This is a genomic window from Novosphingobium oxfordense, from assembly GCF_044029435.1.
Taxonomy (GTDB): Bacteria; Pseudomonadota; Alphaproteobacteria; order Sphingomonadales; family Sphingomonadaceae; genus Novosphingobium.
Genome location: NZ_CP147005.1, coordinates 1,468,436 through 1,493,424, shown reverse-complemented (window position 1 = coordinate 1,493,424; position 24,989 = coordinate 1,468,436). Strand labels below are relative to the sequence as shown.

Annotated in this window: 27 protein-coding genes, 3 tRNA genes and 1 pseudogene; 21 read left to right on the top strand and 10 right to left on the bottom strand. The window is 63.0% G+C overall.

Going from position 1 to position 24,989, the window contains the following annotated elements:
* The first annotated feature begins 47 nt into the window (after positions 1-47).
* From WBP07_RS06905 to WBP07_RS06885, 5 genes are all read left to right on the top strand, one after another.
* Positions 48-656, top strand: coding sequence for a pyridoxamine 5'-phosphate oxidase family protein (locus tag WBP07_RS06905; protein ID WP_395395743.1), 609 nt, complete (start codon positions 48-50; stop codon positions 654-656).
* On the top strand, positions 653-1,063 hold the full coding sequence (locus tag WBP07_RS06900; protein ID WP_395395074.1) for a VOC family protein: 411 nt from the start codon (positions 653-655) through the stop codon (positions 1,061-1,063). Before WBP07_RS06905 ends, WBP07_RS06900 begins: the two co-directional genes overlap by 4 nt.
* Complete coding sequence (locus WBP07_RS06895) at positions 1,056-1,427, top strand: DUF1348 family protein (RefSeq protein ID WP_395395073.1); 372 nt, start codon at positions 1,056-1,058, stop codon at positions 1,425-1,427. Before WBP07_RS06900 ends, WBP07_RS06895 begins: the two co-directional genes overlap by 8 nt.
* Positions 1,428-1,579: 152 nt before the next feature.
* Positions 1,580-2,098, top strand: coding sequence for a hypothetical protein (locus WBP07_RS06890; protein ID WP_395395072.1), 519 nt, complete (start codon positions 1,580-1,582; stop codon positions 2,096-2,098).
* Complete coding sequence (locus WBP07_RS06885) at positions 2,058-3,491, top strand: DUF1254 domain-containing protein (RefSeq protein WP_395395071.1); 1,434 nt, start codon at positions 2,058-2,060, stop codon at positions 3,489-3,491. Before WBP07_RS06890 ends, WBP07_RS06885 begins: the two co-directional genes overlap by 41 nt.
* Before the next feature lie 424 nt (positions 3,492-3,915).
* Here the strand turns inward: WBP07_RS06885 and WBP07_RS06880 are convergent, their stop codons facing one another.
* Positions 3,916-4,167 carry a hypothetical protein gene (locus tag WBP07_RS06880; RefSeq protein ID WP_395395070.1) on the bottom strand — a complete coding sequence of 84 codons (252 nt, stop codon included), beginning with the start codon at positions 4,165-4,167 and terminating at the stop codon, positions 3,916-3,918.
* Positions 4,168-4,188: 21 nt separating this feature from the next.
* On the opposite strand from WBP07_RS06880, the gene WBP07_RS06875 reads away from it, so the two are divergent.
* Positions 4,189-4,365, top strand: coding sequence for a hypothetical protein (locus WBP07_RS06875; RefSeq protein ID WP_395395069.1), 177 nt, complete (start codon positions 4,189-4,191; stop codon positions 4,363-4,365).
* Here the strand turns inward: WBP07_RS06875 and WBP07_RS06870 are convergent.
* The 4 genes from WBP07_RS06870 to recJ form a co-directional block, all read right to left on the bottom strand.
* Positions 4,360-4,434: transfer RNA gene (locus WBP07_RS06870), tRNA-Glu, on the bottom strand. The genes WBP07_RS06875 and WBP07_RS06870 overlap by 6 nt on opposite strands.
* Before the next feature lie 39 nt (positions 4,435-4,473).
* Positions 4,474-4,548 (bottom strand) — tRNA-Glu (locus WBP07_RS06865).
* Positions 4,549-4,585: 37 nt separating this feature from the next.
* Positions 4,586-4,660, bottom strand: a tRNA-Glu gene (locus WBP07_RS06860).
* Positions 4,661-4,765: 105 nt separating this feature from the next.
* Positions 4,766-6,565, bottom strand: a complete 1,800-nt coding sequence (recJ, locus tag WBP07_RS06855) for a single-stranded-DNA-specific exonuclease RecJ (RefSeq protein ID WP_395395068.1) — start codon at positions 6,563-6,565, stop codon at positions 4,766-4,768.
* A 194-nt stretch (positions 6,566-6,759) separates the two neighbouring features.
* Here recJ and WBP07_RS06850 point away from each other — a divergent pair, with 194 nt between their 5' ends.
* Together WBP07_RS06850 and WBP07_RS06845 are read left to right on the top strand one after the other, a co-directional pair.
* On the top strand, positions 6,760-7,233 hold the full coding sequence (locus WBP07_RS06850; protein ID WP_395395067.1) for a flavodoxin family protein: 474 nt from the start codon (positions 6,760-6,762) through the stop codon (positions 7,231-7,233).
* Positions 7,234-7,450: 217 nt separating this feature from the next.
* Positions 7,451-8,122, top strand: coding sequence for a hypothetical protein (locus WBP07_RS06845; RefSeq protein ID WP_395395065.1), 672 nt, complete (start codon positions 7,451-7,453; stop codon positions 8,120-8,122).
* Between the two features lie 382 nt (positions 8,123-8,504).
* Here WBP07_RS06845 and WBP07_RS06840 read toward each other — a convergent pair whose 3' ends face one another.
* On the bottom strand, positions 8,505-9,485 hold the full coding sequence (locus tag WBP07_RS06840) for an NAD(P)H-dependent flavin oxidoreductase (protein ID WP_395395064.1): 981 nt from the start codon (positions 9,483-9,485) through the stop codon (positions 8,505-8,507).
* Positions 9,486-9,685: 200 nt separating this feature from the next.
* Between WBP07_RS06840 and WBP07_RS06835 the strand changes: the two genes are divergently transcribed.
* The gene (locus tag WBP07_RS06835) at positions 9,686-10,861 is read left to right on the top strand and encodes a MaoC family dehydratase N-terminal domain-containing protein (RefSeq protein WP_395395063.1); all 1,176 of its coding nucleotides are present in this window, start codon (positions 9,686-9,688) and stop codon (positions 10,859-10,861) included.
* A gap of 3 nt (positions 10,862-10,864) precedes the next feature.
* Here WBP07_RS06835 and WBP07_RS06830 read toward each other — a convergent pair whose 3' ends face one another.
* From WBP07_RS06830 to WBP07_RS06820, 3 genes are all read right to left on the bottom strand, one after another.
* On the bottom strand, positions 10,865-11,389 hold the full coding sequence (locus WBP07_RS06830; protein WP_395395061.1) for a DUF805 domain-containing protein: 525 nt from the start codon (positions 11,387-11,389) through the stop codon (positions 10,865-10,867).
* Positions 11,386-12,681, bottom strand: coding sequence for an ammonium transporter (locus WBP07_RS06825; protein WP_395395059.1), 1,296 nt, complete (start codon positions 12,679-12,681; stop codon positions 11,386-11,388). Before WBP07_RS06825 ends, WBP07_RS06830 begins: the two co-directional genes overlap by 4 nt.
* A 125-nt stretch (positions 12,682-12,806) precedes the next feature.
* Positions 12,807-13,826 (bottom strand): 2-hydroxyacid dehydrogenase, encoded by a 1,020-nt coding sequence (locus WBP07_RS06820; RefSeq protein WP_395395058.1) that lies wholly within the window; start codon positions 13,824-13,826, stop codon positions 12,807-12,809.
* A gap of 83 nt (positions 13,827-13,909) precedes the next feature.
* On the opposite strand from WBP07_RS06820, the gene WBP07_RS06815 reads away from it, so the two are divergent.
* Positions 13,910-14,410: an SH3 domain-containing protein gene (locus WBP07_RS06815; RefSeq protein WP_395395057.1), complete on the top strand. Its 501-nt coding sequence runs from the start codon at positions 13,910-13,912 to the stop codon at positions 14,408-14,410.
* Between the two features lie 83 nt (positions 14,411-14,493).
* Here WBP07_RS06815 and WBP07_RS06810 read toward each other — a convergent pair whose 3' ends face one another.
* Positions 14,494-15,687, bottom strand: a complete 1,194-nt coding sequence (locus WBP07_RS06810) for an acetyl-CoA C-acyltransferase (protein WP_395395055.1) — start codon at positions 15,685-15,687, stop codon at positions 14,494-14,496.
* A gap of 446 nt (positions 15,688-16,133) precedes the next feature.
* On the opposite strand from WBP07_RS06810, the gene WBP07_RS06805 reads away from it, so the two are divergent.
* From WBP07_RS06805 to nuoI, 11 genes and pseudogenes are all read left to right on the top strand, one after another.
* Entirely contained in the window at positions 16,134-16,508 is a 375-nt protein-coding gene (locus WBP07_RS06805) for an NADH-quinone oxidoreductase subunit A (RefSeq protein ID WP_395332953.1), read from the top strand.
* Positions 16,505-17,074, top strand: coding sequence for an NADH-quinone oxidoreductase subunit B family protein (locus tag WBP07_RS06800; RefSeq protein WP_207078429.1), 570 nt, complete (start codon positions 16,505-16,507; stop codon positions 17,072-17,074). Before WBP07_RS06805 ends, WBP07_RS06800 begins: the two co-directional genes overlap by 4 nt.
* An 8-nt stretch (positions 17,075-17,082) precedes the next feature.
* Positions 17,083-17,694 (top strand): annotated as a pseudogene (locus tag WBP07_RS06795) (NADH-quinone oxidoreductase subunit C); the annotation flags it as partial.
* A 14-nt stretch (positions 17,695-17,708) separates the two neighbouring features.
* A complete protein-coding gene (locus WBP07_RS06790) occupies positions 17,709-18,920 on the top strand; it encodes an NADH-quinone oxidoreductase subunit D (RefSeq protein WP_395395054.1) in 1,212 nt (403 codons plus the stop codon).
* Positions 18,917-19,267 carry a nuclear transport factor 2 family protein gene (locus tag WBP07_RS06785; protein ID WP_395395052.1) on the top strand — a complete coding sequence of 117 codons (351 nt, stop codon included), beginning with the start codon at positions 18,917-18,919 and terminating at the stop codon, positions 19,265-19,267. Before WBP07_RS06790 ends, WBP07_RS06785 begins: the two co-directional genes overlap by 4 nt.
* A 10-nt stretch (positions 19,268-19,277) precedes the next feature.
* Entirely contained in the window at positions 19,278-19,478 is a 201-nt protein-coding gene (locus WBP07_RS06780) for a hypothetical protein (RefSeq protein WP_395395051.1), read from the top strand.
* Positions 19,471-20,139 (top strand): complex I 24 kDa subunit family protein, encoded by a 669-nt coding sequence (locus tag WBP07_RS06775; protein WP_395395050.1) that lies wholly within the window; start codon positions 19,471-19,473, stop codon positions 20,137-20,139. Before WBP07_RS06780 ends, WBP07_RS06775 begins: the two co-directional genes overlap by 8 nt.
* On the top strand, positions 20,139-21,440 hold the full coding sequence (gene nuoF, locus WBP07_RS06770; protein WP_395395049.1) for an NADH-quinone oxidoreductase subunit NuoF: 1,302 nt from the start codon (positions 20,139-20,141) through the stop codon (positions 21,438-21,440). Before WBP07_RS06775 ends, nuoF begins: the two co-directional genes overlap by 1 nt.
* The gene (gene nuoG, locus WBP07_RS06765; protein WP_395395048.1) at positions 21,440-23,458 is read left to right on the top strand and encodes an NADH-quinone oxidoreductase subunit NuoG; all 2,019 of its coding nucleotides are present in this window, start codon (positions 21,440-21,442) and stop codon (positions 23,456-23,458) included. The genes nuoF and nuoG overlap by 1 nt, the downstream gene beginning before the upstream one ends.
* A complete protein-coding gene (gene nuoH, locus WBP07_RS06760; RefSeq protein ID WP_395395047.1) occupies positions 23,455-24,498 on the top strand; it encodes an NADH-quinone oxidoreductase subunit NuoH in 1,044 nt (347 codons plus the stop codon). The genes nuoG and nuoH overlap by 4 nt, the downstream gene beginning before the upstream one ends.
* Positions 24,495-24,980, top strand: coding sequence for an NADH-quinone oxidoreductase subunit NuoI (gene nuoI / locus WBP07_RS06755; protein ID WP_132262574.1), 486 nt, complete (start codon positions 24,495-24,497; stop codon positions 24,978-24,980). The genes nuoH and nuoI overlap by 4 nt, the downstream gene beginning before the upstream one ends.
* Positions 24,981-24,989 lie beyond the last annotated feature (9 nt).

Here is a 24,989-nt window from a genome sequence, read left to right as displayed (position 1 = left end):
ATTAGCGCGAATTATCATAAATGCGGCGTTATATTAAGCTCGCCGACATGGCACAGACTTTCCTCCACACCATGTTCGGCCCCGGCTCCCGCGCCTTGCAGGAGGCAGCCGGATCGCGCGCCTCCTACGCCCGGATGGAGGCCCATGCTGGCGACATGGATGTCCTCACCGAACGGGAACTGGATTTCATCGCCGCGCGGGACAGTTTCTACATGGCCAGCGTCAGCGAGGACGGCTGGCCCTATATCCAGCATCGCGGCGGTCCGGCGGGTTTCCTTCGGCAGATTGCCGGAAACCGGATCGGCTTTGCCGATTATCGTGGCAATCGTCAGTATCTTTCGACCGCGAACCTTGCCGCCGACGATCGCGTATCGCTGTTCCTGATGGACTATCCTGCTCGGCGCCGGCTCAAGATGATCGGCCATGCGCACACCAGCGACGACCCGGCCGACATCGCGGCGCTGATGGTGCCGGGCTACGATGCCGAGCCGGAGCGGGCGTTCGTGATCGATATCGTCGGGTTCGACTGGAACTGCCCGCAGCACATCACTCCGCGCTTCACCGAAGCGCAAATCTCCCTGGCCACCCGGCCTCTGCTGGAAGAGCTTGCCCAGTTGCGCGCCCGCGTCTCCGAATTGGAAGGAATGCAGTCATGACCGCCAAGCTGACATGCGGCGTCCATCACGTGGGCCTGACCGTCCCCGATCTTGAACAGGCGCGCGCATTCTTCTGCGATGTGCTGGGTTTCGAGGTTGTCGGCGGTGTACCGGACTATCCCGCGGTCTTCGTATCGGATGGCGGGGTGCTGCTGACGCTGTGGCGCGCTGCCGATCCGATGACCGCGCGGGCTTTCGATCGCCGTGCCAATATCGGCCTGCACCATCTGTCGCTGGCCGTCGCGGACGATGGTGCCCTGGATGAAGCGTGGAAGAAGGTGAGCGCGCATCCCGAAGTCATCGTCGATGTCGCGCCCGGTCCGATCCGCCCGGGATCGCCGACGCGTCACTTCCTCGTGTTCATCCCCGGAGGCATCCGCCTGGAATTGGCCACACCCTTTGCGTGAAGCTGACACGACAAGCCTGATGTTTTGGTCGCCGCGGCGAGAAACCGCTCTCCAGGAAGTGCGCATTGCCGAAGACGGCTGGAATTCCCGTGGCCCATCGCAAGTGATGCAGGCCAACACGCCGGACAGCCTATGGCGAAGCCGCTCGGGCTTCTTGCAAGGGCGCGACGCGATCGTCGCCTTTCTCGCCGACAAATGGCAGCGCGGGCATGACTACCGGCTGGTGAAAGGGCTGTCGGTGCATGACGGCAACCGGATCGGCCCGCGACCGCAAGGCCTCCGGAACTGGAGGAGTTGGGACTTTGAGCGCGGCTTACTTCGCCGCCTGAACAACCCCGTCAGCACCACCATTTCGACGATTTAACCCTCCACATCGTCGAGTGGACGAGTGGCTAGCCGCGTTTCGTTGCCGTGTGTCCGGTCTTTTTCCTTCCCTCACTCGGGTTTCCCCAGTGTGAGGTCGCGCTGCAGTCGGTCACGATCCAGACATCAGCACGATTTTCCGGAGCCGGGGGAATGGCGACAAGCCCGCACTACAAGTTGCAGACGCGCATTCCGCCAGAAATCACCACGCCAGAACGGGTGGAGGTGAGCATTGGCGCGCTGGAATTTGCTGATGGCGTGCCGACAGCCGCGACGGCAGCAAAGGTTTTCGACAATCTGGACTTCCTTCGCGGCATGGAGGCGTTCCTCAAAGGTGTTGCGGGCGCCTCCCTGGTCGCGATCCGCCGCGCACTGCGTGAAGTCGGTGCGACCGGAAGCTGCATGGGCATCTTCGCGGCGATCGCTCTGCGCAAGGGTCATGCATTCGCTTCCGGCGCCGTGGATGCGTGGTCGCGCCGCAGCGTCCCGACGGGGCTGCCAACCGGGTGCAATCGGTGCCGGCCAAGAGCTGTTTCACGATCTTCCGCCTCTACGGCCTATTGGAGCCGTGGTCCGACCGGAGCTGGCAACTGCCCGACATCGAAAAGATCTGCTGAAGGAGCCTCTCGCCATGCCAGATACCCCGTCCGCTGCCGATGCGGCCACGCATGATTGGATCGACACCGGCACCATCGAAACGCCGCTTGGAAGTTTCGACTTCCGTGGCGGCTATCCAACCGCCGAGACCAGCAAGCGGTTGCAGGACTTACGCACGCTGAACCGCGCGGTGGAGGTGTTTCTCGACCAGATGCCGGTTGTGTCCTGGAACGCGGTGTGGCGCGCCGTTCGGCAGTTCGGCGATGGCGTACCCAACCAGGTGGTCATCTGGGAGCAATTGATGGATTCGGCGACATTGCTGCTCACCGGCAATTCCGAGACGGTCTATTCGCTGGCCGCCATCGATCTGAAGCGTGACGGTCCGGTAGTGGCGGAACTGCCAGGCGGGCTTTTGGGTGGGTTTGCGGACTTATGGCAGGACGATATCGCGGCGGTCGGCCCCACGGGCGTCGACAAGGGGCAGGGCGGCAAGATCGTGCTGCTGCCGCCAAACCATCAGGGTGAGGCGCCGGAAGGTGATATCGTGGTGCGTGCCACCAGCTATCGCGTGGTCCTGGGCCTGCGCGGCTTCCTGGTGGAAGGGAAGCCCGATCACGCGGTTTCGCTGATGCGCACGATAAGGGTCTACCCGCTCAGCCAGGCGGGGTCTCCGCCTGAGGCGACGTACTGCAATGCGTCCAACTCCACCATCGACACGATCTTCAGCGATGATATCCGCTTCTTCGAGGATCTGGCCGAGATCATTGCCTACGAAGTGGACCATTTGAGTTCGGCCCAATGGTTCAACCTGAATGCGATCGGCATTCGCAAAGGACAAGATTTCGCGCCCGACGCGGCTTGCAAGAAGCTGCTGACTGACGCGGCCAAGCTGGGCGCGGCGACGGCGCGGGCCAACAGTTACGACTGCCCGGATCCGGTACGGCTGGTCTATCCCGATCGCGCGTGGGAACGGCTATTCGTGGGCGGCACCGCAACGTGGGACGAGAAAGGCTTCGTCGATACCGACCACCGCGCGGGCTTCGCCTATGCGGCTATCGGCATGTCGCCGGCGATGGTGAAGAAGATCGTCGGCGGTGGATCGCAATATCTGTTTTCCCCGCGCGATGCGCGAGGGGATCATCTGGACGGCGGCCGTAACTACACGCTGCATTACCCGGCGAACATCCCGGTGAAGGCATTCTGGTCGATCGTGGTCTATGACGCGGTCAGCCGGTCCATGCTGAAAAACGGCAACAAGTTCCCGACCGTCAGCGTCTACACCGGCCCCGAATTTAACGCGGACGGGTCGATCGATTTCTTCTTCGGTCCGGAGGCGCCTGCCGGGAAGGAAAGGAACTGGGTGAAGACCGTCCCTGGACGCGGCTGGTTCCCGTTGCTGCGCTTTTACGGGCCGCTCGATGCCTTTTTCGATCAGGACTGGAAGCCGGGCGATATCGAGCCACTTTGAGCGGGCAGTTGTACAACCCAGGCCGGCGCCTGTTCCTACAGGCTTCACCATTCCGGTAGAGGCGAGGATGGTGCTCCGCGCCGCGCAAAGTTGGATGATGACCGACTCTTCCGTTCCGGATGTCAGGCGGCCACGATTGGCCTCCCTGACCGCGAGTTCTTGGGTGGACCAAAGTCGCGCGCGCGTCGTTTCGAGTGAGGGAACGCGACCAAAGGCGAGGAGGCCGCGCACCGATGAAATGTCGACGATCGATCGCGGTCGTTTTGTGATGGTAGTGGCCAAGTGACGTGGCACTTCATTGGCGAGTGCATTGGCGGGGGGTGTTGCGCAAGCGGAGAAACCGTAGCCTCGCGGCCTGCGCGCACGACCGTTGCCCTTTCCGCCACGATCAACGCGAGGGGTGCCGCCTGATCGGGGGTGGCCCTTACTGGGCTGCTTTCCTCTCGGCATTGAGCCGCTCGACAAGTTTTTCGATCTCGTCGGGATTGAGAATCCACGTGCGGGTCTTGCGGCCTTCGCGGAACACGGGCCGCGTCAGCAGGATGCGCGCCTGCTCCTTGGCGAAAGGTTTGAAGATCGAAAAGTGCATCACGCATTCGAGCATCGATCCGATCACCGGCGTCTTGCCATCCAGATCGATCAGTGTTGCGGGCTGGTCCCAGGGACTGTTCATCATGGGGTGCGCCTATCGCGGGTTATGACGAATGCAAAGGCTGTCAGCATTCAGCGCGAATCAGGTATCGACAAACGCTTCTGCTGGAAGGGGGATTTCCGGCTTACCATGCGCCAAATTTCCGCCAACGACCGCAACCGCTCGCGATATCAAATTAGACAGAAATTTTTGGGATTGTTAAATGCCCGAAAAGACTGGTGACCCCTACGGGAATCGAACCCGTGTTTCAGCCGTGAGAGGGCCGCGTCCTAACCGCTAGACGAAGGGGCCATTATGGCCAGTCGCGACAATCCGGAAGACTGTCGGTAATGGTGACCCCTACGGGAATCGAACCCGTGTTTCAGCCGTGAAAGGGCCGCGTCCTAACCGCTAGACGAAGGGGCCAATAAAGGCATTTTAATTTGCACTCAGCGCACCGAAATGGTGACCCCTACGGGAATCGAACCCGTGTTTCAGCCGTGAAAGGGCCGCGTCCTAACCGCTAGACGAAGGGGCCATTCCGAGCTGCGCCGGAGGCAGGACCGGCCCTCTAGCGGCGGTCCTCCGGGGGGTCAACCCCCTCATTGCGAATAAAATGAACTCTTCGTGTCGGTTCCTTGAATCAGTCCAGAAAAGCGGCGTCGTCGACGTGGAGTTCCGCTTGCGGGCGGCTGCCCCAGTCATCGATCTTTGCCCGCCCGGCAAGCCACAGGCGCCGTCCTTGCGACGCGTGGAGTAGCGCCTGGCCAAGATCGGTTTCGGCTGAGCGGAAGGCCATAGCCTTGAACCGGCCGCCATCGTTGCCGCTGACGATCAGGCGCACGTGATCGGCGCCCACGGTATCGGCCTTGATCACACGAACCGGGCCCACGGCCACACGCGGGCCAGGCCAGCCCATGCCGTAAGGGCCCGCACTTTCCAGCGTTTCCACCAGTTCGGGCGTAAGCCCGCCGGGTGCGAGCGCGAGGTCCAGCAGCATGGACTGGTGTGCGCTTGCATGCGCAACATCGTTGCCAAGACGGGAATCGAGCCAGTCGGACAGGGCGTCGAGCTTTTCGGGGGCGATGGTGAGACCGGCCGCCATGGCGTGTCCGCCGCCGGCGACCAGCAGTCCCGCTTCGCGCGCGGCGATGATCGCGGCGCCAAGGTCCACACCGGAAATCGACCGGCCGGATCCCTTGCCCTGGCCGGACTCGTCGGCATCGAGGGCGATGACGAGTGTCGGTTTTCCGGTCTTTTCCTTGATTCGGCCGGCGACGATGCCGATCACGCCCGGATGCCAGCCGGCCCCCGCCACGACGATGACTGCGCGGTTGTGCTGTGCCGCCAACTGCGCCTCGGCAGCTTCCTGCACGGCCTGTTCGATGGCACGGCGTTCGTCATTGAGGCGGGACAATTGCGCCGCAATATCGCGGGCCTCATCGGGATCGGTGGTGGTGAGGAGGCGGACGCCCAAGGTCGATTCGCCGACACGACCGCCGGCGTTGATTCGCGGGCCGAGCGCGAATCCCAGGTCGGAGCAGGTGGGTGCCCGGCTGAGCCGGCTGGCGTCGATCAAGGCGGACATGCCGATATTGTCACGCCGGGCCATGATCTTGAGGCCCTGCGCGACCAGGGCGCGGTTGAGGCCATGTAACGCGGCGACATCGGCTACGGTACCCAGCGCGACCAGATCGAGCAGGGCAAAGAGGTCGGGCTCGCGCCGGTTTGCGAAGAAGTTCCTGCGGCGCAACACGCGTACGGTCGCCACCGCGAGCAGGAAGGCGACGCCCACTGCGGCAAGGTGCCCGTGTCCCGCTGCGAGTTCGCTTTCGTCAAGCCTGTTGGGGTTGACCAGTGCCATCGCGCGGGGAAGCACCGCGGCGCACTTGTGGTGATCAACGACGACGACGTCGACACCCGCCGTTGCCGCCATTTCCAGCGCTTCGTAGGCCATCGCGCCGCAATCGACGGTGACGATCAGGCTGGAGCCTTCGCCGGCAATTCGGACTAGGGCCTCGCCACTCGGGCCATAGCCTTCCAGCAGGCGGTCCGGAATGTAGTAGCGCGCTTCGTGGCCCAACTCGCGCAAGAGCAGGATCAGCAGGGCGGCGCTGGTGGCGCCGTCTACGTCATAGTCGCCATAGACGGTTACAGTTTCACCCGTCAGCACCGCTTGGGCGAGGCGTTCGGCTGCTGCGTCCATATCGCGGAATTCGGAAGGATCCGGCAGGAACGCGCGCAAGGACGGGTTGCGGTGGCGTTCCAGATCCTCGCGCGGGACGCCGCGCGAGAGCAGGAGCTGGGTGACGATGTCATCGGTAAGACCACCTCCGAATCCGGAGCCTGGTTCCGATATGTCCATGTTGCCGCCGCGCCAGCGCCAGGATTTGCCGGAAAGCGAGCGATCGATGCCGAATACGGATGCGGGTCGGGATGCCATCCTGGCCGGTTATACCAGCGCGGCGCGCACGGGAAGACGGCGTGAGTGGCGATCGGAGTGTCGGGTGCTCCGCAATGGTGACTAGGGAACGGTATCGAGGAAGAGTATAGTCCGCCCAAAAGCCAAGGAGAGGACAGCCATGATCCCGTTCGCGGAGTCTCCGCCATTGCGCCATGCAGGATTGGAGAACTGACATGCTGGCGATCATCTGGCACAGCAGAACCGGTGCATCGCGCGCTATGGCCATCGCCATTTCCGAAGGGGCAGGGCAGGCTTCCCATCTGGTGCCCGCGGCGGAGGCCATGCCTGCCATCATGCTGGGCATGCAGGGCTTCATCTTCGTCTGCCCGGAAAACCTCGGCACGATGTCGGGCATGATGAAGGAAATGTTCGATCGCTGCTATTATCCGTTGCTGGGACGGTTAGAAGGTCGTCCCTATGCCACGGCGATCTCCGCCGGCAGCGACGGTTCCGGCGCACAGGCTCAGGTCGATCGGATCGCCACCGGTTGGCGGTTGAAGCGCGTGGCGCCGCCGCTGGTGGTGTGCCTGGACGCGCAGACACCACAGCAGATTCTTGCCGAAAAAACCGTATCGCGATCCGATCTCGACGCCTGCTGTGAATTGGGCATGTCGTTTGCCGAAGGTCTCGCGCTCGGAATATTCTAGAGATTACTGCACTAGGATAGTCGTTGTTACTATCTGTTCATGATGGCGTCGCTGAATCTGACTCGACGTTAGGTGAAGGTTGCTGCCAAGTGGCGCCGTGGAAACAGACGATCGTGTGAACTGCGACTTTCGTAATGCCGGGCGGCGACCGCATCCCCCCGCGGCTACGGGCGTGTCCCTGCTTTTCCGGGAGGCAGATCGACCTTCGGTCGAGGCCATGAACGCCTTGTTCGTCGTGGGCGAGGCGGGCGCGCCGCCTGCGCGAATTAGTCACCGGCCGCCGTCGGCTCAGGGATGGCTGGAGTTGCTGGCAAGCGGGTTGACGTTTGACATGTCAGGCCTTGCACCGGGCGAAGCTGCCTCGCTGCCGTTCGATCAGCCCCATTTCCATGGGTTTGAGGTTGTTCCGGAGCTTGAGCTTCTCAAGGGGATCGAACTTGTGCCCGGCGGCCATATTGCGGGAGGCGGGACGATGCCGCCGGTCCTCCGCACATTGGCAGGCCTCTCGGCGGCGCTGGCGCTGCAATTGCCGGTTTCGGCGGTTGCATGGCATTCGGCGGGCACTGTTATGGCACCGGCCTATTTCGCACGCATGGTCATGAACTGGCTGAGTGGCGGGGTCTTTCCGGCGTTGGGTCTGGCGGCGCTGGTTCAGGCCGAGGACGGCAGTATCGCTAGCCAGGGATTGGCGGCATTCTGCGGGCAGGAATTCCAACTCGAACCGCGCCGGGACGAGCATCGGACGGATACCGTCAAGCTTGCCCTTCGGGTAGCCGATCACATCGTCCGCCGCGGCCCGCTGACGGTGCCGGGCCCGATCGAGGGAACCGGCCTTTTCGCGGAGCCATCGCAAGTGGGCAAGTTGGTCTGGATCTGGCGCCAGAGTTGACGGGATCGGCCAGTCGCAGCGGAAGTTCCTGTGCTTTCGGGCAGTCAATTGCCGGCATGGGCCGGGCTACGATTCCGGCATCACCTGCTGGCCTGCGAGGATGCGGCGGTCGTGCGTCTTGGGCTGCCGCTTTATCGTGTGCGCATCGTCGCTACAGCGAACTCGTGCTTGAACGCGTTTCGCAGGTCCAGGCGCAGATGCAGCTCGATGTTTTACGTCGGGCGCTGCAGCGGATGCTGTTGACGCGCCGCAGCTCTTGCCCGCTGCTGAACCGCCATGATCCGCACGGTAGAGCGTTTGATTTTTCGGATCTCGACGCTGTGGCCGATGTCTTGTGGGACGGGACGGCCGGCGTGGCCGCGCCCGTCCGGATAGCTGCGCTTCAGGCGATGCCCGTACGGACCATGCCAGCACGGTCCGCGCCGGCGCGCGCGTTCAATTCTGCCTTGGCGGACTGATATTGAGCATCCAAGGCGGCCACGCGATCGGCCACCGTATCAACTTTGTCGACAGCGCCCACGCCTTGGCCGGCACCCCAGATATCCTTCCAGGCCTTCGCGGCCGTATTGCCGCCCGAGCCGAAGTCCATCTGGGCCTTGTCGCCTTCGGGAAGGTTGGCGGGGTCAAGGCCTGCTGCCGCGATCGACGCGCGCAAATAATTGCCGTGGACGCCGGTGAACAGGCTGGAATAGACGATGTCGGCCGCGTGGCTGTCGACGATGGCCTGCTTGTAGCCTTCCGACGCATTGGCCTCCGTGGTGGCGATCCAGGGGCTGCCGATATAGGCGAAATCCGCTCCCATCGCCTGTGCGGCAAGGATCGAGCGGCCGCAGGCGATGGCGCCGGAAAGCGCCAGCGGCCCGTCGAACCACGCACGGATCTCCTGCATCAGCGCGAAGGGTGACTGGGTTCCGGCATGCCCGCCGGCACCGGCCGCAACGGCAATCAGTCCGTCCGCGCCTTTTTCGACTGCCTTTCTGGCGAAGCGATCGTCGATCACGTCATGCATCACCAGGCCGCCCCAGCCGTGTACCGCCGCGTTGACTTCCGGGATCGCGCCAAGCGAGGTGATGACCAGCGGCACCTTGTGCTTTTCCAGCACCTTCAGGTCTTCCTCAAGGCGGTTGTTGCTTTTGTGGACGATCAGATTGACTGCCAAGGGTGCTGCACAACCATTTGTTTCTTCAGTGATTTGGTGCAGCCAATCGTCCAGCTGGCTGGCCGGGCGGGCATTGAGCGCGGGAAAGCTGCCCACGATCCCCGCGCGAATCTGTGCGATCACCAGCTCCGGGGTGGAAACGATGAACATCGGGGCGGCAATCACGGGGAGGCGCAGGTTTTCGAAAAGCGCAGGCAGGGTCATGTCCGGTCCGTTTAAGTGATCGATTAAATCGTGGCATAATCGGCTGTCGGCGACCTGTCGAGAGCGGCGTAGCGCCACGGCGTTACCGAACGCCGTCCTTACCTTGCCGCGTGACGCCGACACTCGGTGATGTAATAGACAGCACTGTCGACCAGTAACGAGGCCATCATGGGTGGCCTACGCAAAGAGAGGATTTCGCCATGGCCGAGGCCGCTACCGCCACGCTCGATTGTTCCGATATCGACCAGTATCTCGGCAAGGTCATCGATTCCTCGCCGATCCGCGAACCGTTGGGCAACAACGACATCCGTCGCTGGGTCCAGGCGATGCATTACGCCAACTTGCTCCATTTTGATCCCGCCTATGCCGCCGCCAGCCGCTTTGGCCGTCTGGTCGCGCCGCAGAGCTTTCCGATTGTGATGGATGATGGGCACGGCACGGCGCCGTCCTGCGTGGGCTGCATTCCCAATTCGCACCTGCTCTTCGGTGGCGACGAATTCTGGCACTACGGCCCGCGCGTCTTTGGCGGCGACACCGTTACCAATGAACGCATTCCGTACGATTATGTGGTCAAGAACACTGGCTTCGGCCCGACCTGCTTCCAGCGCGGGGACAATTTCTATCGCAACCAGCACGGCGAATTGATCGCCAAGCAGCGCTCCACTGCGATCCGCTATCTGGCCCACGCCGGCGGAGACATGGTCAATACCGCCGAGTTCGACGAGCCGGAATGGACGGATGAGGAACTGGAGAAGCTGGAGGAGCGCAAGTTCGCGTGGATCCAGATGATTCACGACCTTGGCCATAAGGAGCGTTGGTGGGACGATGTGAATATCGGTGACCAGCTTCCCGAGCGTGTGTTCGGGCCGCACACCGTGGCCAGCTTCACCACCGAGTGGCGTTCCTACCTGTTCACCACCTGGGGCACGTTGGATCGCCGCGAACTCGATCTGGCGGCGCTGGGCTTCACGCCGGAAATGGCCGGGCATGAGAACGATCCGCACATGGAGCGGATCAATCCGGAACTGACCGACGGCGCCTATTTCGGCCCTTCGCGCGGCCACCTCTTCCCCAAGTATGCGCGCAAGATCGGCATGCCACGCGCATACGGCTATGGCGCTTCGATGGGCGCATGGGTGACCGACTATCTCGCCGGTTGGGCAGGCGAATGGGGCATGGTGGTTCACTCTACCGCCAACTATCGCGGCCCGGCACTTTCCGGCGACGTGACGATCCAGACGGCCGAAGTGGTCGACAAGATGGTGGATGAGGAAGGCCGCCACCTCGTGCAGGTCAAGCACAAGATGGTGAACCAGAAGGGCACCCTGATGTGTGCCGGCCTTGCCGAGATTGCGCTGCCGAAGAAGCCGGACTGAACGTCAGGCCATTTTCGGGGCGTTTTCTGAGGCGTTTCGCAAATCCGGTACGGCTCTGGGATCGGGGCCGTACCCGTTTGCTCCTTTCGTGCCAGGCGCCAGCAGCAAGAGCAGGTAGGCGAGGCCGAAAGCCGGGAAAAGCAACCAGTCGAGGTAACGGGTAATGGCTTCGATGGCTGCCCGCGCCTCCCATCCGGCCGTGCGCGCGATCACGTCCAGTGCCACGTTCTGGATCGCGACGAGAACAATCGGCAGGCTCCACCATCCCCGGAAACCTATGTCGTGCATGCGCCGTGCCAGCAGCGCGACGCCGGGGACGACGGCCACGAGCGCGATGGCGAGCCGCGCCCATTCAAGTTGAGCGCCGGAAACAGCCAGGGATGCGATCCCGCCCAATACGATATTGGCCAACAGAACCAGCACGAACCACGCGATCAATTCGCTTCGGGCGGCTCGACCGGATGTCGTGAACGTTCGCCGCAGCGTCTGGGCTGCAAGTCTCCGCCAAGTGTTCAGCAGGTTTTTCATAGGGCAGGGCCGATGCCGTGACTGCTTGAATCAAGCCCGGCGCGCTCTGCCGTTTCGGACATGCGCATGGGAAACAGGACGGAGGCCATGAGCGCAGCGATCGCGCTGGCCACGGCCGACCACAGCACGACGACGCCCAGCCCGATGGCCTGTGCGAAGACTTGCGAGATCATCGTATAGCCGGCCGTATATCCGGTCCCGCCGAAGGCAGGGCTCTGAAACACACCGAGGAGGAGCAGGCCAACCGCTCCCGGCAATCCGGCGACTGCGAAGACGCCCATCGCATCATCGATCCGCGCGCGAGCCAGCAGGGCCAATCCCTGCCTTCCGATGAGCGAACCAAGAAGACCCAAAATCAGCGCCGATCCAGGGGAGACATAGCCGGCGGCAGGTGCGATCGCCGCCAGTCCGGCGAGAATGGCCGAACCCGGTCCCAGAATGGTCGCCGGTCGCTTGCCACTCAACCGATCGGCGGCGAGCCATGTCAGAAGTGCGGCGGCGATGGCGATGTGGGCATTGATGGCGGCGGCCGCTGCCGCATCGCTGGCAGAAAGCGCCCAACCTCCGCATAGGCCCAGACCGCCGATCCAGACCAGCGCGCCGCCCGTCAGCGGCAGGCGCGATTCGCTGTCTCGGCGGGGATGGTCGATACGCCTGCCCATCATCAGCGCAGAGACGAGCGCGGACACGCCGGCGGCAACGAACACGACCAGTCCGCCAGCCCAGTCCAGAGTGCCGACCGAACTGGCCAACCAACCACCGCCCCAGACCCAGTGCGCCACCGGTGCTCCCACCATGAGCGACCACAGTCCGCAAAACAGGAGGACCCAGCCGAAACGTGCCCGTTCGGCCCAGGCCCCGGTCATCAGTACCGGTGCCAATGCGGCGACGGCCATCTGGAACAGCACGAAAGCGCTTTCGGGCACGGCGGTCCCCGCGCGCAGGGAGCCCAGGCGGATCAACATCCAGGCGTTGCCGCCGCCGATCCACCCGCCGGTGACATCCCCAAACGCAAGCGTATAGCCGACGACCGTCCAGATCAGGCTGACGACCGCGACGATGCCAAGCGCCTGAAACTGCACGGACATGCGATTCTCGGCACGCAGGCGGTTCGAATGCAGCAGCGCAATGCCGGGCAAGGCGGCCAGCAGCACGAGAGCGGCCGCCGCCAACAGCCAGGCCGTATCGCCGCTGTCGGCGCTCACGGACCGTGCGTCCTGCGCCAGCGCGGGGAGCGCGCCGGCAATGGTCGCAAGCACAAGCGTCACGATGAACGTGAGGCGCTTTATCATGGAACTTCCCCCCGGAAACAGATTGGCTCCGAAACGGAGCCTCTTTGGCTGAGAAGCCGTAAAAGCTCTCCTAAGGCACGAAGCGGGCGGGAGACAAGTAGCCGGAAAACGAGCGGGCAGGTCCCTCAGGGTAGGTCAGGCAGCACCTGATCCGGTGGACGGTGGCCGTCGACCCAGAAGCGGATATTGGCGATGATCCGTTCGCCGGCAGCACCGCGACCCTCGAAAGTCGCGCTGCCAAGGTGGGGCAGGGCGACTACGCCCGGAAGGCTCAGTAGCCGAGGATCGACTTTCGGCTCATTGGCGAAGACGTCCAGCCCGGCGCCCGCGATCCGGCCTTCGGCAAGGGCGGCAATCAGCGCGTCCTCGTCCACCAGTTGGCCGCGCCCGGTGTTTATGAGGCAGGCGGATGGCTTCATTCGCGCGAACCGCCTAGCATCCATCAACGGCTTTCCATCGGATAGGGCGGGGCAATGAAGCGTCAGAATGTCGCTTTCTGCGATGAGCCGGTCCAGATCGGATTCGAAGCGCGCGCCGAACATGGTTTCCAGCGCGGAAGGCAGGCGTCGACGGTTGTGGTAGGCAACCTCCAGACCGAAAGCGCGCGCGCGATGCGCAACGGCCTGGCCGATGCGTCCCATGCCGACGATTCCGAGTCGTTTGCCGGAAAGCGCGCTGCCCAACATTGCCGATGGACCCCAGCCGCTCCACTGGCCGGCGTTCAGGATGGCCTGGTTCTCACCGAACCGGCGCATCGTGAAAAGGATCAGCGCTATCGTCAGGTCGGCCGTATCGTCCGTGAAAACACCGGGCGTATTGGTAACGACGATGCCGCGCGCCCGTGCCGCCTCAACATCGATATGCTCGGTTCCCGCGCCGAAATTGGCGATCATGCCGAATTGCTCGCCCGCCTGCGCGATCATGGCAGCATCGATTCGATCGGTCACCGTAGGCACAAGCACGTCGGCCTCACGCATGGCGGCGGCCAGCGCATCGCGCGACATCGGCTCGTCGCTGGTGTTGAGGACCGCGTCGAACAGTTCGGTCATGCGCGCCTCGACCGCCGGGAGCAGGCGCCGCGTCACGATGACGCGCGGTCGTCCACCAGGGCGGTGGGCCAGATCGGTCTCGGTAACCAGGGTCATGTCGAAGAAAGGGCTAGGCCGTCCACAGGAGCCGGGTCAAGCGGCCTTGAAGCGATGAGGGCGGGCGGGGTATGAACAAGGCTATGTCTCAGCGAAATACGTTCCGGCTGCGTGCGGCCGCTTGTGCCGCCGCCGTCGTCACGTTTGTAGGCGCCTTGTCGGCGCCGGCCATGGCGGCCGATGACGGCAAGGTGCCGTACTGGGCTTCCATCGATGCCGATATTGCCAACCTGCGGGTGGGGCCCGGAGAATCGTACAAGATCGACTGGGTATACCGTCGCCCGCATCTGCCTGTGAAAGTGATCCGCCGCGAAGGTCCGTGGCGTCTGGTCGAGGATCCGGACGGCACGCAGGGCTGGATGCGCGATCTGCTGCTGTCGCGCACTCGTTCTGCGATGGTGCGTGCCAAGGACGTGATCGAGATGCATGCGGAGCCGAAGTCTTCGGCAGCCATGCTGTGGCGCGTGGAGCCTGGAGTCGTCGGCCTGCTGGGCGAATGCAAGGACGGATGGTGTTCGTTCGATGTCGCGGGCCACAAGGGCTTCGTGGAGCAGGAGCAGCTCTGGGGTGCCGGATCGCTCTGAGCTTTTCGCGACAAGCATCTAAGATAAAAGAAAACCCCCGTCGTTTCCGGCGGGGGTTTCTTCTTGAGAGCTGTATTTCGCGATCAGGCGAGTTCGACTGCCACTGCCGTCGCTTCACCGCCGCCGATGCAGAGCGAGGCGACGCCCTTCTTCAAGCCCTTTTCCTTCAGGGCATTGATGAGGGTGACGATGATGCGGGTGCCTGAAGCGCCGATGGGGTGGCCAAGGGCGGTGGCGCCGCCGTGGACGTTCACCTTGTCGTGCGGGATGCCAAGATCATGCATCGCGAACATCGCGACGCAGGCGAAGGCTTCGTTCACTTCGAAAAGGTCAACGTCCGAAAGCTGCCAGCCCACCTTGTCCATCAGCTTGGTGATCGCGCCGACGGGTGCGGTGGTGAACTTGGCGGGCTCCTGCGCGTGGGCGGAAACGCCGACCACGGTAGCGACCGGGGCAAGGCCTTTGGCATCAGCCACGCTCTTGCGCGTCATCACCACGGCGGCGGCGCCGTCGGAGATCGAGCTGGAGGTAGCGGCCGTGATCGTGCCGTCCTTGGCGAAAGCGGCCTTCAGCGTGCGGATCTTGTCCGGATTGCCCTTCGGCGGCTGCTCGTCGGTATCGATCACCAGGTCGCCCTTGCGGGTCTTCACGGTGACGGGGACGACTTCGTCCTTGAACGAACCGTTGGCGATCGCTTCCTGCGCGCGGCGCAGCGACTCGATCGAGTAATCATCCTGGTTTTCGCGGGTCAGCTGGTATTCGTCAGCCGTCACCTGCGCGAAGGAGCCCATCGAGCCGCCTTCGTAGGCGTCCTCAAGACCGTCGAGGAACATGTGATCGTACAGCGTGTCATGGCCGGCGCGCGCGCCAGAACGGTGCTTCTTCGACAGGTACGGGGCATTGGTCATCGATTCCATGCCGCCGGCGATGATCACGTCGAGCGAACCGGACGCAAGCGCCTCTGCGCCCATGATCACCGTCTGCATGCCGGAGCCACAGACCTTGTTCACGGTGGTCGCCTGAACCGACTTGGGCAGGCCGGCCTTGATCGCCGCCTGACGGGCAGGGGCCTGGCCGAGACCGGCGGGCAGCACGCAGCCCATGTAGATGCGTTCGATATCGTCTCCGGCAACGCCGGCACGCTCTACGGCGGCCTTCACGGCCGTGGCGCCGAGATCGGTCGCCGAGACTTCTGCGAGCGAGCCTTGAAGGCCGCCCATCGGGGTACGAGCATAGGAAAGAATGACAATCGGGTCCGAAGCCGAGATCTGGGCCATTATTATGCCTTTCACGCTGGGAAACAGGTATCCTTGGCAGGTGAACTAGTGTTGCGCTGCATCAATTGCAATTGGCGACTCTGGCGATAACGGATGCGAACATGCTCCATCCCCGTGGCGTTGGCCTACTGCTGCTGAGCGTCATTTTTCGCAATCTGGCTGCGAAATCTTGCATCTGTGGGGCAGTGCGGGGATTTTGATGCATTCACCGTCAATCGGCGCCGATCCCCCGGCTTGTGCAGGTTTCGGCACGCTGCCGAATAGTGACGGTCCGTGTCTGAACGCTTCCTTATTGCGAACGTGTTGCAATGCAACGAACTCGGGCCGATTATTCCCATCGGACACCTTGCGATAGGGGGAGGGCTGGCCTAAGAGCGCCCGCAACGACCGGGCGTTGTCTTATGGCATGAGTCCGGCTGCCGTAATCCGGTATGAGGCCAGAACCATTGACTGATCTGTCACAATACCTGCCGATCCTGATCTTCCTCGTGATCGCCCTTGGGCTCTCGTCGGTGATCGTGCTGCTGCCGCTGGCGGTTTCGCGCCTGACCGGCACTCACAATCCGAGCGCCGACAAGAACAGCGAGTACGAGTGCGGCTTCCCCGCGTTCGAAGACCCGCGCAGCCAGTTCGACGTTCGCTTCTATCTCGTGGCGATCCTGTTCATCGTCTTCGATCTTGAAGCCGCGTTCCTGTTCCCCTGGGCCGTTTCGCTCAAGCTGACCGGCTGGGCCGGCTGGCTGACGATGATGGTGTTCCTGGGCGAACTGGCCATCGGCCTCGCCTATGCATGGAAGAAGGGAGCTCTGGACTGGGAATGAGCACGCTCGTCAACTCCGCCGGCCAGCCTCTCGCGCCGGCCGCTAGCCAGGGTGGCGCGATCACGCCGCCCGATCAGTCCTTCTTCAAGGACCTCAATCAGGAAGTTTCCGACAAGGGCTTTCTCGTCACCTCTACCGAGGAACTGTTCCAGTGGGCCCGTACCGGCTCGCTGTGGTGGATGACCTTCGGCCTTGCCTGCTGCGCGGTCGAAATGATCCACGTGAACATGCCCCGCTACGACATGGAGCGCTTCGGCGCCGCGCCGCGCGCTTCTCCGCGCCAGTCGGACGTGATGATCGTGGCTGGCACGCTCTGCAACAAGATGGCCCCGGCGCTCCGCAAGGTCTACGACCAGATGTCGGACCCGAAGTACGTCATCTCGATGGGTTCGTGCGCCAACGGCGGCGGCTACTATCACTACAGCTACAGCGTCGTACGCGGTTGTGACCGGATCGTTCCGGTCGACATCTACGTGCCGGGCTGCCCGCCGACCGCAGAAGCGCTGCTCTATGGCGTGATGCAGTTGCAGCGCAAGATCCGCCGCGTCGGCGCGCTCGATAGGTAAGGACGACGATGACCGTTCTGCATTCCGCCCCGAAGTTCGCTTCGAATGAAGGTGTGATCGAGGCGCTCTCGGCCGCGCTGGGCACCATGGTCGAAGCGAGCAAGGAAGAGCACGGCGAAGTCGTGCTCACCGTTGCGCGCGGCCAGATCGAAAACGCCCTTCGCCTGCTGCGTGACCATCACGAGTACCAGCAGCTGATGGAAATGGCCGGCGTCGACTATCCGTCGCGTCCGGAGCGTTTCGAAGTGGTCTACATGCTGCTTTCGGTGACGAAGAACCATCGCCTGATGGTGAAGGTGAACGCCGCCGAAAGCACACCGGTGCCGACCGTGACCACGCTGTGGCCCAATGCCGGTTGGCTGGAGCGCGAAGTGTTCGACATGTACGGCGTGATCTTCGCCGGCAATCCGGACCTGCGCCGCATCCTCACCGACTACGGCTTCGAAGGGCATCCGTTCCGCAAGGACTTCCCGCTGACCGGCCATGTCGAGCTGCGTTATTCGGAAGAAGACCAGCGCGTGGTCTATGAGCCGGTCAAGCTTGCGCAGGATCTGCGCCAGTTCGACTTCATGAGCCCGTGGGAAGGCGCTGAATACGTGCTTCCGGGCGATGAAAAGGCTGAAGGAGCTGCGAAGTGAGCATTCAGCTTGAACAGTCGCCGACCACCGGCGACGAAGTCATCACCAACTACACGATCAACTTCGGTCCGCAGCACCCTGCGGCCCACGGCGTTCTGCGCATGGTCATGGAACTCGATGGCGAGATCATCGAGCGCATCGACCCGCACGTCGGCCTGCTGCACCGCGGCACCGAGAAGCTGATCGAGCACAAGACCTACCTTCAGGCGCTGCCGTATTTCGACCGTCTGGACTACTGCTCGCCGCTGGGCATGGAACATTCCTACGTCCTCGCGGTCGAGAAGCTGCTCAACCTCGAAGTTCCGATCCGCGCGCAATATCTGCGCGTGCTGTTCGCCGAGCTGACCCGCATCTGCAACCACATGCTGAACATCGGCTCGCACGTCATGGACGTGGGTGCGATGACCCCGAACCTGTGGCTGTTCGAAATCCGTGAGGACTGCCTCAACTTCTTCGAACGCGCTTCGGGTGCCCGCATGCACTCGGCATGGTTCCGGCCGGGCGGCGTCCACCAGGACGTGCCGCTGAAGCTGCTGACCGACATCGCCGACTGGCTCGATACGCGCCTGCCGGAGCTGTTCGAGGACGCGATGAGCCTCGTGGTCGACAACCGCATCTTCAAGCAGCGCAATGTCGACATCGCGCTGGTGAGCAAGGAAGACGCGCTGGCATGGGGCTTCTCCGGCCCGATGATCCGCGGCGCGGGCATCCCCTGGGATATCCGCAAGTCGCAGCCTTACGACGTCTATGACCGCATGGACTTCGAGATCCCCGTCGGCACCAACTCTGACTGCTACGACCGCTTCATGGTCCGCGTCGAGGAAGTGCGCCAGTCGGCCAAGATCATGAAGCAGTGCCTTGCGCAGATGCCTGAAGGTCCGGTTGCTTCTTCCGACCGCAAGGTCGTGCCGCCGAAGCGCGGTGAGATGAAGCAGTCGATGGAATCGCTGATCCATCACTTCAAGCTCTACACCGAAGGCTTCCACGTGCCCGCCGGTGAAGTCTACGTCGCCACTGAGAGCCCGAAGGGCGAATTCGGCGTCTATCTGGTGTCGGACGGCTCGAACAAGCCGTACCGCTGCAAGATCCGCCCGACCGCCTTCTCGCACCTCCAGGCGATGGACTTCATGTCGAAGGGCCACATGCTTCCGGACGCGACCGCCATTCTTGGCGCCATCGACGTCGTGTTCGGGGAGTGCGACCGTTGAGCCGTCTCGCCATCGCAGAGGCCATGATCGCCGCGTACAATGCGCAGGACGCCGATCTCTACGTGACCTACATGACCGACGACGCCAGCGAAGCGAACTATCGCGGCGCCGTCGTTCGTGAGGGCAAGGAAGGCACGCGTGCCGGCCTTCGCACGGCTTTCGCCAAGTGGCCCGAGAACAAGGCCGAGATCGTCTCGCGCGAAGTGACCGACAATTATGTCGTCTTCCGCGAGCATGTCACGCGCGGACCCGCCACCGACGGTTCCGATCTCGTCGAGCCCTTCGACGTCCTCGCTGTCTACAGCTTCGAGGGCGACAAGTGCTCGCGCGTCGAGTTCATCCGGTGAGGGGGCGTTGATGAAGTTCAACACACTCGAACTGACCCGCATATGGGCCGCCGTTACCGGTGTGGCCCTTGCGGTGTGGTATTTTGCCGCCGTCTATTTCGGTCTCCAGCCCACGGCCGTACTGCCGATGCTGGTGACCGCGATCGGCGGTTTCGAATTGTTTCTTTTCGGCCAGGACCAGTGGCTGAAGCGCAGGGGTAAGCATGGCTGACCGCTATATCGAACCCGACACGCCCGAACTTCGGGCCCGTTGGGGCAATTTCGCCTGGACTCCGGAAAACGCCGAAAAGGCGAAGGAAGTCGTCGCGCGTTATCCGGAAGGGCGTCAGCGCTCGGCCGTGATGCCGTTGCTCGATCTGGCCCAGCGCCAGGTTGGAGCCGAACTGAACACGCAGGGCTGGCTGCCGATCCCGGTGATGGAATACGTCGCCGCCTATCTGGACATGCCGATCATTCGTGTGGTCGAGGTCGCGTCGTTCTACACGATGTATAACATCGCGCCGATCGGCCGGTTCCACGTGCAGGTTTGCGGCACCACGCCGTGCATGCTGCGCGGTTCGGATGACCTGCTGGCGACCTGCAAGTCGCGCGGCATGAAGAAGGGCCACATCTCGGAAGACGGTCTCTGGTCGTTCACCGAGGTCGAGTGCATGGGTAACTGCGCCTCCGCCCCGATGGTCCAGATCAACGACGACAACTACGAAGACCTGACGTCGGACCGCCTGAACGCGGTGCTCGACGCTCTTGCCCGTGGTGAAACGCCGAAGGCCGGCACTCAGGATCCCGCCCGTCACACCGTTGAACCGGTGGGCGAACCGACGAACCTGGCGGCCATGATCACCGAAAACCATGACTATCGGAGTGAGTGGTAATGGCTCTCCTCGATAAGGATCGCATCTTCACCAACCTCTACGGCTATCAGCCGTGGAACCTGAAGGAAGCGCAAGCACGCGGCGCTTGGGACAACACCAAGGCGCTGATCGAACGCGGCCGTGAAGCCATCATTGATGAGATGAAGGCATCGGGTCTGCGTGGTCGCGGCGGTGCGGGCTTCCCGACCGGCATGAAGTGGTCCTTCATGCCCAAGCAGCCGCCGCTCGACCAGAACGGTAATCCGAAGCCCAGCTTCCTCGTGATCAACGCGGACGAATCCGAACCGGGTTCGTGCAAGGATCGCGAGATCATGCGTCACGATCCGCACCTGCTTTTCGAAGGCGCGCTGGTCGCGGGCTTCGCAATGGGCGCGCGCGCTGCGTACATCTACATTCGCGGTGAATATATCCGCGAAGCCGAAACGCTGTTTGCAGCCCGTGAAGAGGCCTACGCGGCCGGCCTTCTCGGCAAGAACGCCTGTGGTTCGGGCTACGATTTCGACGTCTTCGTCCATCGCGGCGCCGGCGCCTACATCTGCGGCGAAGAAACCGCGATGATCGAGAGCCTCGAAGGCAAGAAGGGCCAGCCCCGCCTGAAGCCGCCGTTCCCGGCCGGCGCAGGCCTCTACGGCTGCCCTACCACGGTCAACAACGTAGAATCGATCGCCGTTGCGCCGACCATCCTGCGTCGCGGCGCTGCGTGGTTCTCCAGCTTCGGCCGTGAGAACAACAAGGGCACCAAGCTCTTCCAGATCAGCGGGCACGTGAACCGTCCCTGCGTGGTCGAGGAAGAGATGTCGATCCCGTTCAGCGAACTAATCGAGCGTCACTGCGGCGGCATTCGCGGCGGCAAGGACAACTTGCTGGCGGTGATCCCTGGCGGTTCGTCGGTTCCGCTGGTTCCGGCTGCCGAGATCTGGGACGCGCCGATGGACTTCGACGGCCTGCGTGCCGTCGGTTCGGGCCTCGGTACCGCTGCCGTCATCGTCATGGACAAGTCCACCGACATCGTCCGCGCCATCAGCCGCATCTCGTACTTCTACAAGCACGAGTCCTGCGGCCAGTGCACGCCCTGCCGCGAAGGCACGGGCTGGATGTGGCGCGTGATGGAACGCCTGCGCACCGGCGACGCAGAAGTCGAGGAAATCGACATGCTGCAGCAGGTGACCAAGCAGGTCGAAGGCCACACCATCTGCGCTCTGGGCGACGCTGCGGCGTGGCCGATCCAGGGCCTGATCCGTCATTTCCGTCCGGAGCTTGAGCGCCGGATCGCCGAAAACGTCCGCGAGGCTGCCGAGTAATGCCCAAGGTCAAAGTCGACGGCGTCGAGATCGACGTCCCCACCGGCGCAACCGTGCTGCAGGCTTGCGAGCTTGCCGGCAAGGAAATCCCGCGCTTCTGCTATCATGAACGACTGAGCATCGCCGGCAACTGCCGCATGTGCCTGGTCGAAGTGAAGCCCGGACCGCCGAAGCCTCAGGCCTCGTGCGCGCTTCCGGCCGCCGAAGGCCAGGAAATCCGCACGGATTCCGAAATGGTCAAGAAGGCGCGGGAAGGGGTGATGGAGTTCCTCCTCATCAACCACCCGCTCGACTGCCCGATCTGCGATCAGGGCGGCGAGTGCGACCTTCAGGACCAGTCGGTCGCTTACGGTCGTGGCGCTTCGCGCTATGACGAGAACAAGCGCGCGGTTACTGAAAAGTATATGGGCCCGCTCATCAAGACGACGATGACGCGCTGCATCCACTGCACCCGCTGCGTGCGCTTCTCGGAAGAGATCGCCGGCGTGGACGAGATCGGCGCGCTTTATCGCGGCGAGAACATGCAGATCACGACCTATCTCGAACATGCTGCGAAGCACGAGATGTCGGCCAACGTGATCGACCTGTGCCCGGTCGGTGCGCTCACATCGCGTCCTTACGCCTTCGAGGCCCGTCCCTGGGAACTCAAGAAGACGCTGGGCATCGACGTGTCGGACGCCACCGGCGCCAACATCCGCATCGATGCGCGTGGCCGCGAAGTGCTGCGCGTGCTTCCTCGTAACAACGATGACGTGAACGAGGAATGGATCAGCGACAAGGCGCGCTACATGGTCGACGGGCTTACCAAGCGCCGCCTCGACAAGCCGTTCCTGCGTCGTGACGGCAAGCTCGTTGCGGTCAGCTGGAACGAGGCGTTTGCCGCCATCGCCACCCTGAATCCGGGCAATTCGATCGCCGCCGTCGCTGGCGACATGGTCGATTGCGAAACGATGTTCGCGGCCAAGAAGCTGGTCGGCGCGCTCGGATCGAAGCTCATTGAAGGTCGCCAGACCGGGATGGACTACGCGACCGAAAGCCTGGCTGCAGTCAACTTCAACACGACGTTCTCGGGCATCGAGACCGCCGATGCGATCCTGATCGCCGGCAGCAACGTGCGCTGGGAAGCGCCGCTGCTCAACGTCCGTCTGCGCAAGGCGGTCAAGCGCGGTGCCAAGGTGTTCCTGGTCGGGCCCGAGTGGGAAACCACGTTCGGTGGCGTGTTCCTGGGCGAAGACCTCTCGGTCCTTGGCAATCTTCCGCAGAACGTCGCCGATGCGCTGTCGAACGCCAAGCGTCCGGCGGTGATCCTTGGCGGCGCGGCGCTTGGCCGTGGCGGTCTGGAAGCTGGCCTTGCACTCGCGGCCCAGTTCAACCTGGTTCGCGATCTTGAAGACGGCACCAAGTGGAACGGCTTCAACGTCCTCCACATGGCGGCAGCCCGCATGGGTGGCCTGATGCTTGGCTACGCGCAGAAGGGCGGCATTGCCGACCTCGTCGCCGCCAAGCCCAAGGTCCTGATCGCGCTTGGCGCCGATGAAGTGGACTTCACGCAGTTTGCCGGTTCGATGATCGTCTATGTCGGTCACCACGGCGACAAGGGCGCCCACGCGGCGGACGTGATCCTGCCGGCTTCGGCCTACACCGAAAAGGCGGGCACTTACGTCAACACCGAAGGTCGCGTTCAGTGGTCGGACAAGGCCGTGTTTGCACCCGGCGATGCCCGCGAAGACTGGACGATCCTGCGCGCGCTCGCCGATGCTTTCGGCGTGACCGTCGGCTTCGACACGTTCGACCAACTGCGAAACGCAATGATCGCGGAAGTTCCTGCACTTGGCAGCGAAGGTCTGGCGGACTACGGGAGCGTTCTGCCTAACGGCGGCGGTTCCGCTGCCGGTCAGATCGCCTATCCGATCAAGGACTTCTACATGACCAACCCGATCGCTCGCGCGAGCGCCGTCATGCAGCGTTGTTCGGCTGAACTGCTGCACGGTGAAGAGCTGGCGGAGGCTGCGGAATGACCGCTTTCTTCCAAACTCTCGGGATGAGCTACGAGTGGGCATGGTTCGTGTCCACCGTATGCGGTGTCCTGCTCATTGCGTTGCCGCTGATGCTGGCTGTCGCCATGATCATCTATGTCGACCGCAAGATCTGGGCCGCCATGGCGCTGCGCCGTGGTCCCAACGTGGTCGGCCCGTTCGGTCTGCTCCAGTCCTTCGCGGACGGTTTGAAGGTTTTCCTTCAGGAAACCATCATTCCTTCGGCCGCGAACAAGGGTCTGTTCCTGATCGCGCCGATCGTGACCTTCACGCTGGCGCTGCTGTCCTGGGCAGTGATCCCGTTCAACTCGGGCGCGTTCGTTTCGAACATCAACATCGGTCTGCTCTACATCCTCGCGATCAGTTCGCTGGGTGTCTACGGCACGATCATGGCGGGCTGGGCTTCGAACTCGAAGTACCCGTTCTTCTCGGCGATGCGCGCTTCGGCGCAGATGATCTCGTATGAAGTCTCGATCGGCTTCATCCTGATCACCGTCGTTCTTTGGGCGGGTACGTTCAACATGAACGACATCGTCTGGGCCCAGAAGGGTCATGTCTGGATCATCAACGGCTTCGTCGCGAACCCGCTGCTGTTCCCGATGTGGGTGATGTTCCTGATTTCGAGCCTTGCGGAAACGCAGCGTGCTCCCTTCGACCTTGCCGAAGCGGAATCCGAACTCGTCGCCGGTTACCAGACCGAATATTCGTCGATGGCATTCGCCGCCTACTGGCTGGGCGAATATGCCAACGTCCTCCTGATGTGCGCGCTCAACGCGACGCTGTTCTGGGGTGGCTGGCTGCCGCCGCTCGATATTCCCGTTCTGTACCTCGTGCCGGGCTTCATCTGGTTCCTGCTCAAGGTCTTCTTCTTCTTCTTCGTGTTCAGCTGGATCAAGGCCACCGTACCCCGGTACCGCTATGACCAGTTGATGCGCCTGGGCTGGAAGGTCTTCCTGCCCGTATCGCTGCTGTTCGTTGTTCTCGTCAGCGGCTACCTCATGGCTACCGGACACTTCCAATGACCGTCGGACAACTCATAAAGAGCTTCACGCTCTGGGAGTTCGTGAAGGCGCACTGGCTGACCTTGAAGTATTTCTTCAAGCCCAAGGCGACGATCAACTACCCTTTCGAGAAGAACCCGCTTTCGCCGCGCTTCCGTGGTGAGCACGCCCTGCGCCGTTATCCCAACGGCGAGGAACGCTGCATCGCCTGCAAGCTCTGCGAAGCGATCTGCCCGGCGCAGGCGATCACGATCGAGGCCGCACCGCGTGTCGACGGTTCGCGCCGCACCACGCGCTACGACATCGACATGACGAAGTGTATCTACTGCGGCTTCTGCCAGGAAGCCTGCCCGGTGGACGCCATCGTCGAGGGGCCGAACTTCGAATACGCGACTGAAACGCGCGAAGAACTGCTCTATGACAAGGCCAAGCTATTGGCGAACGGGGACAAGTGGGAGCGTGCGATCGCCGCTAACCTTGAAGCCGACGCGCCGTATCGATAGGGGCCCGGG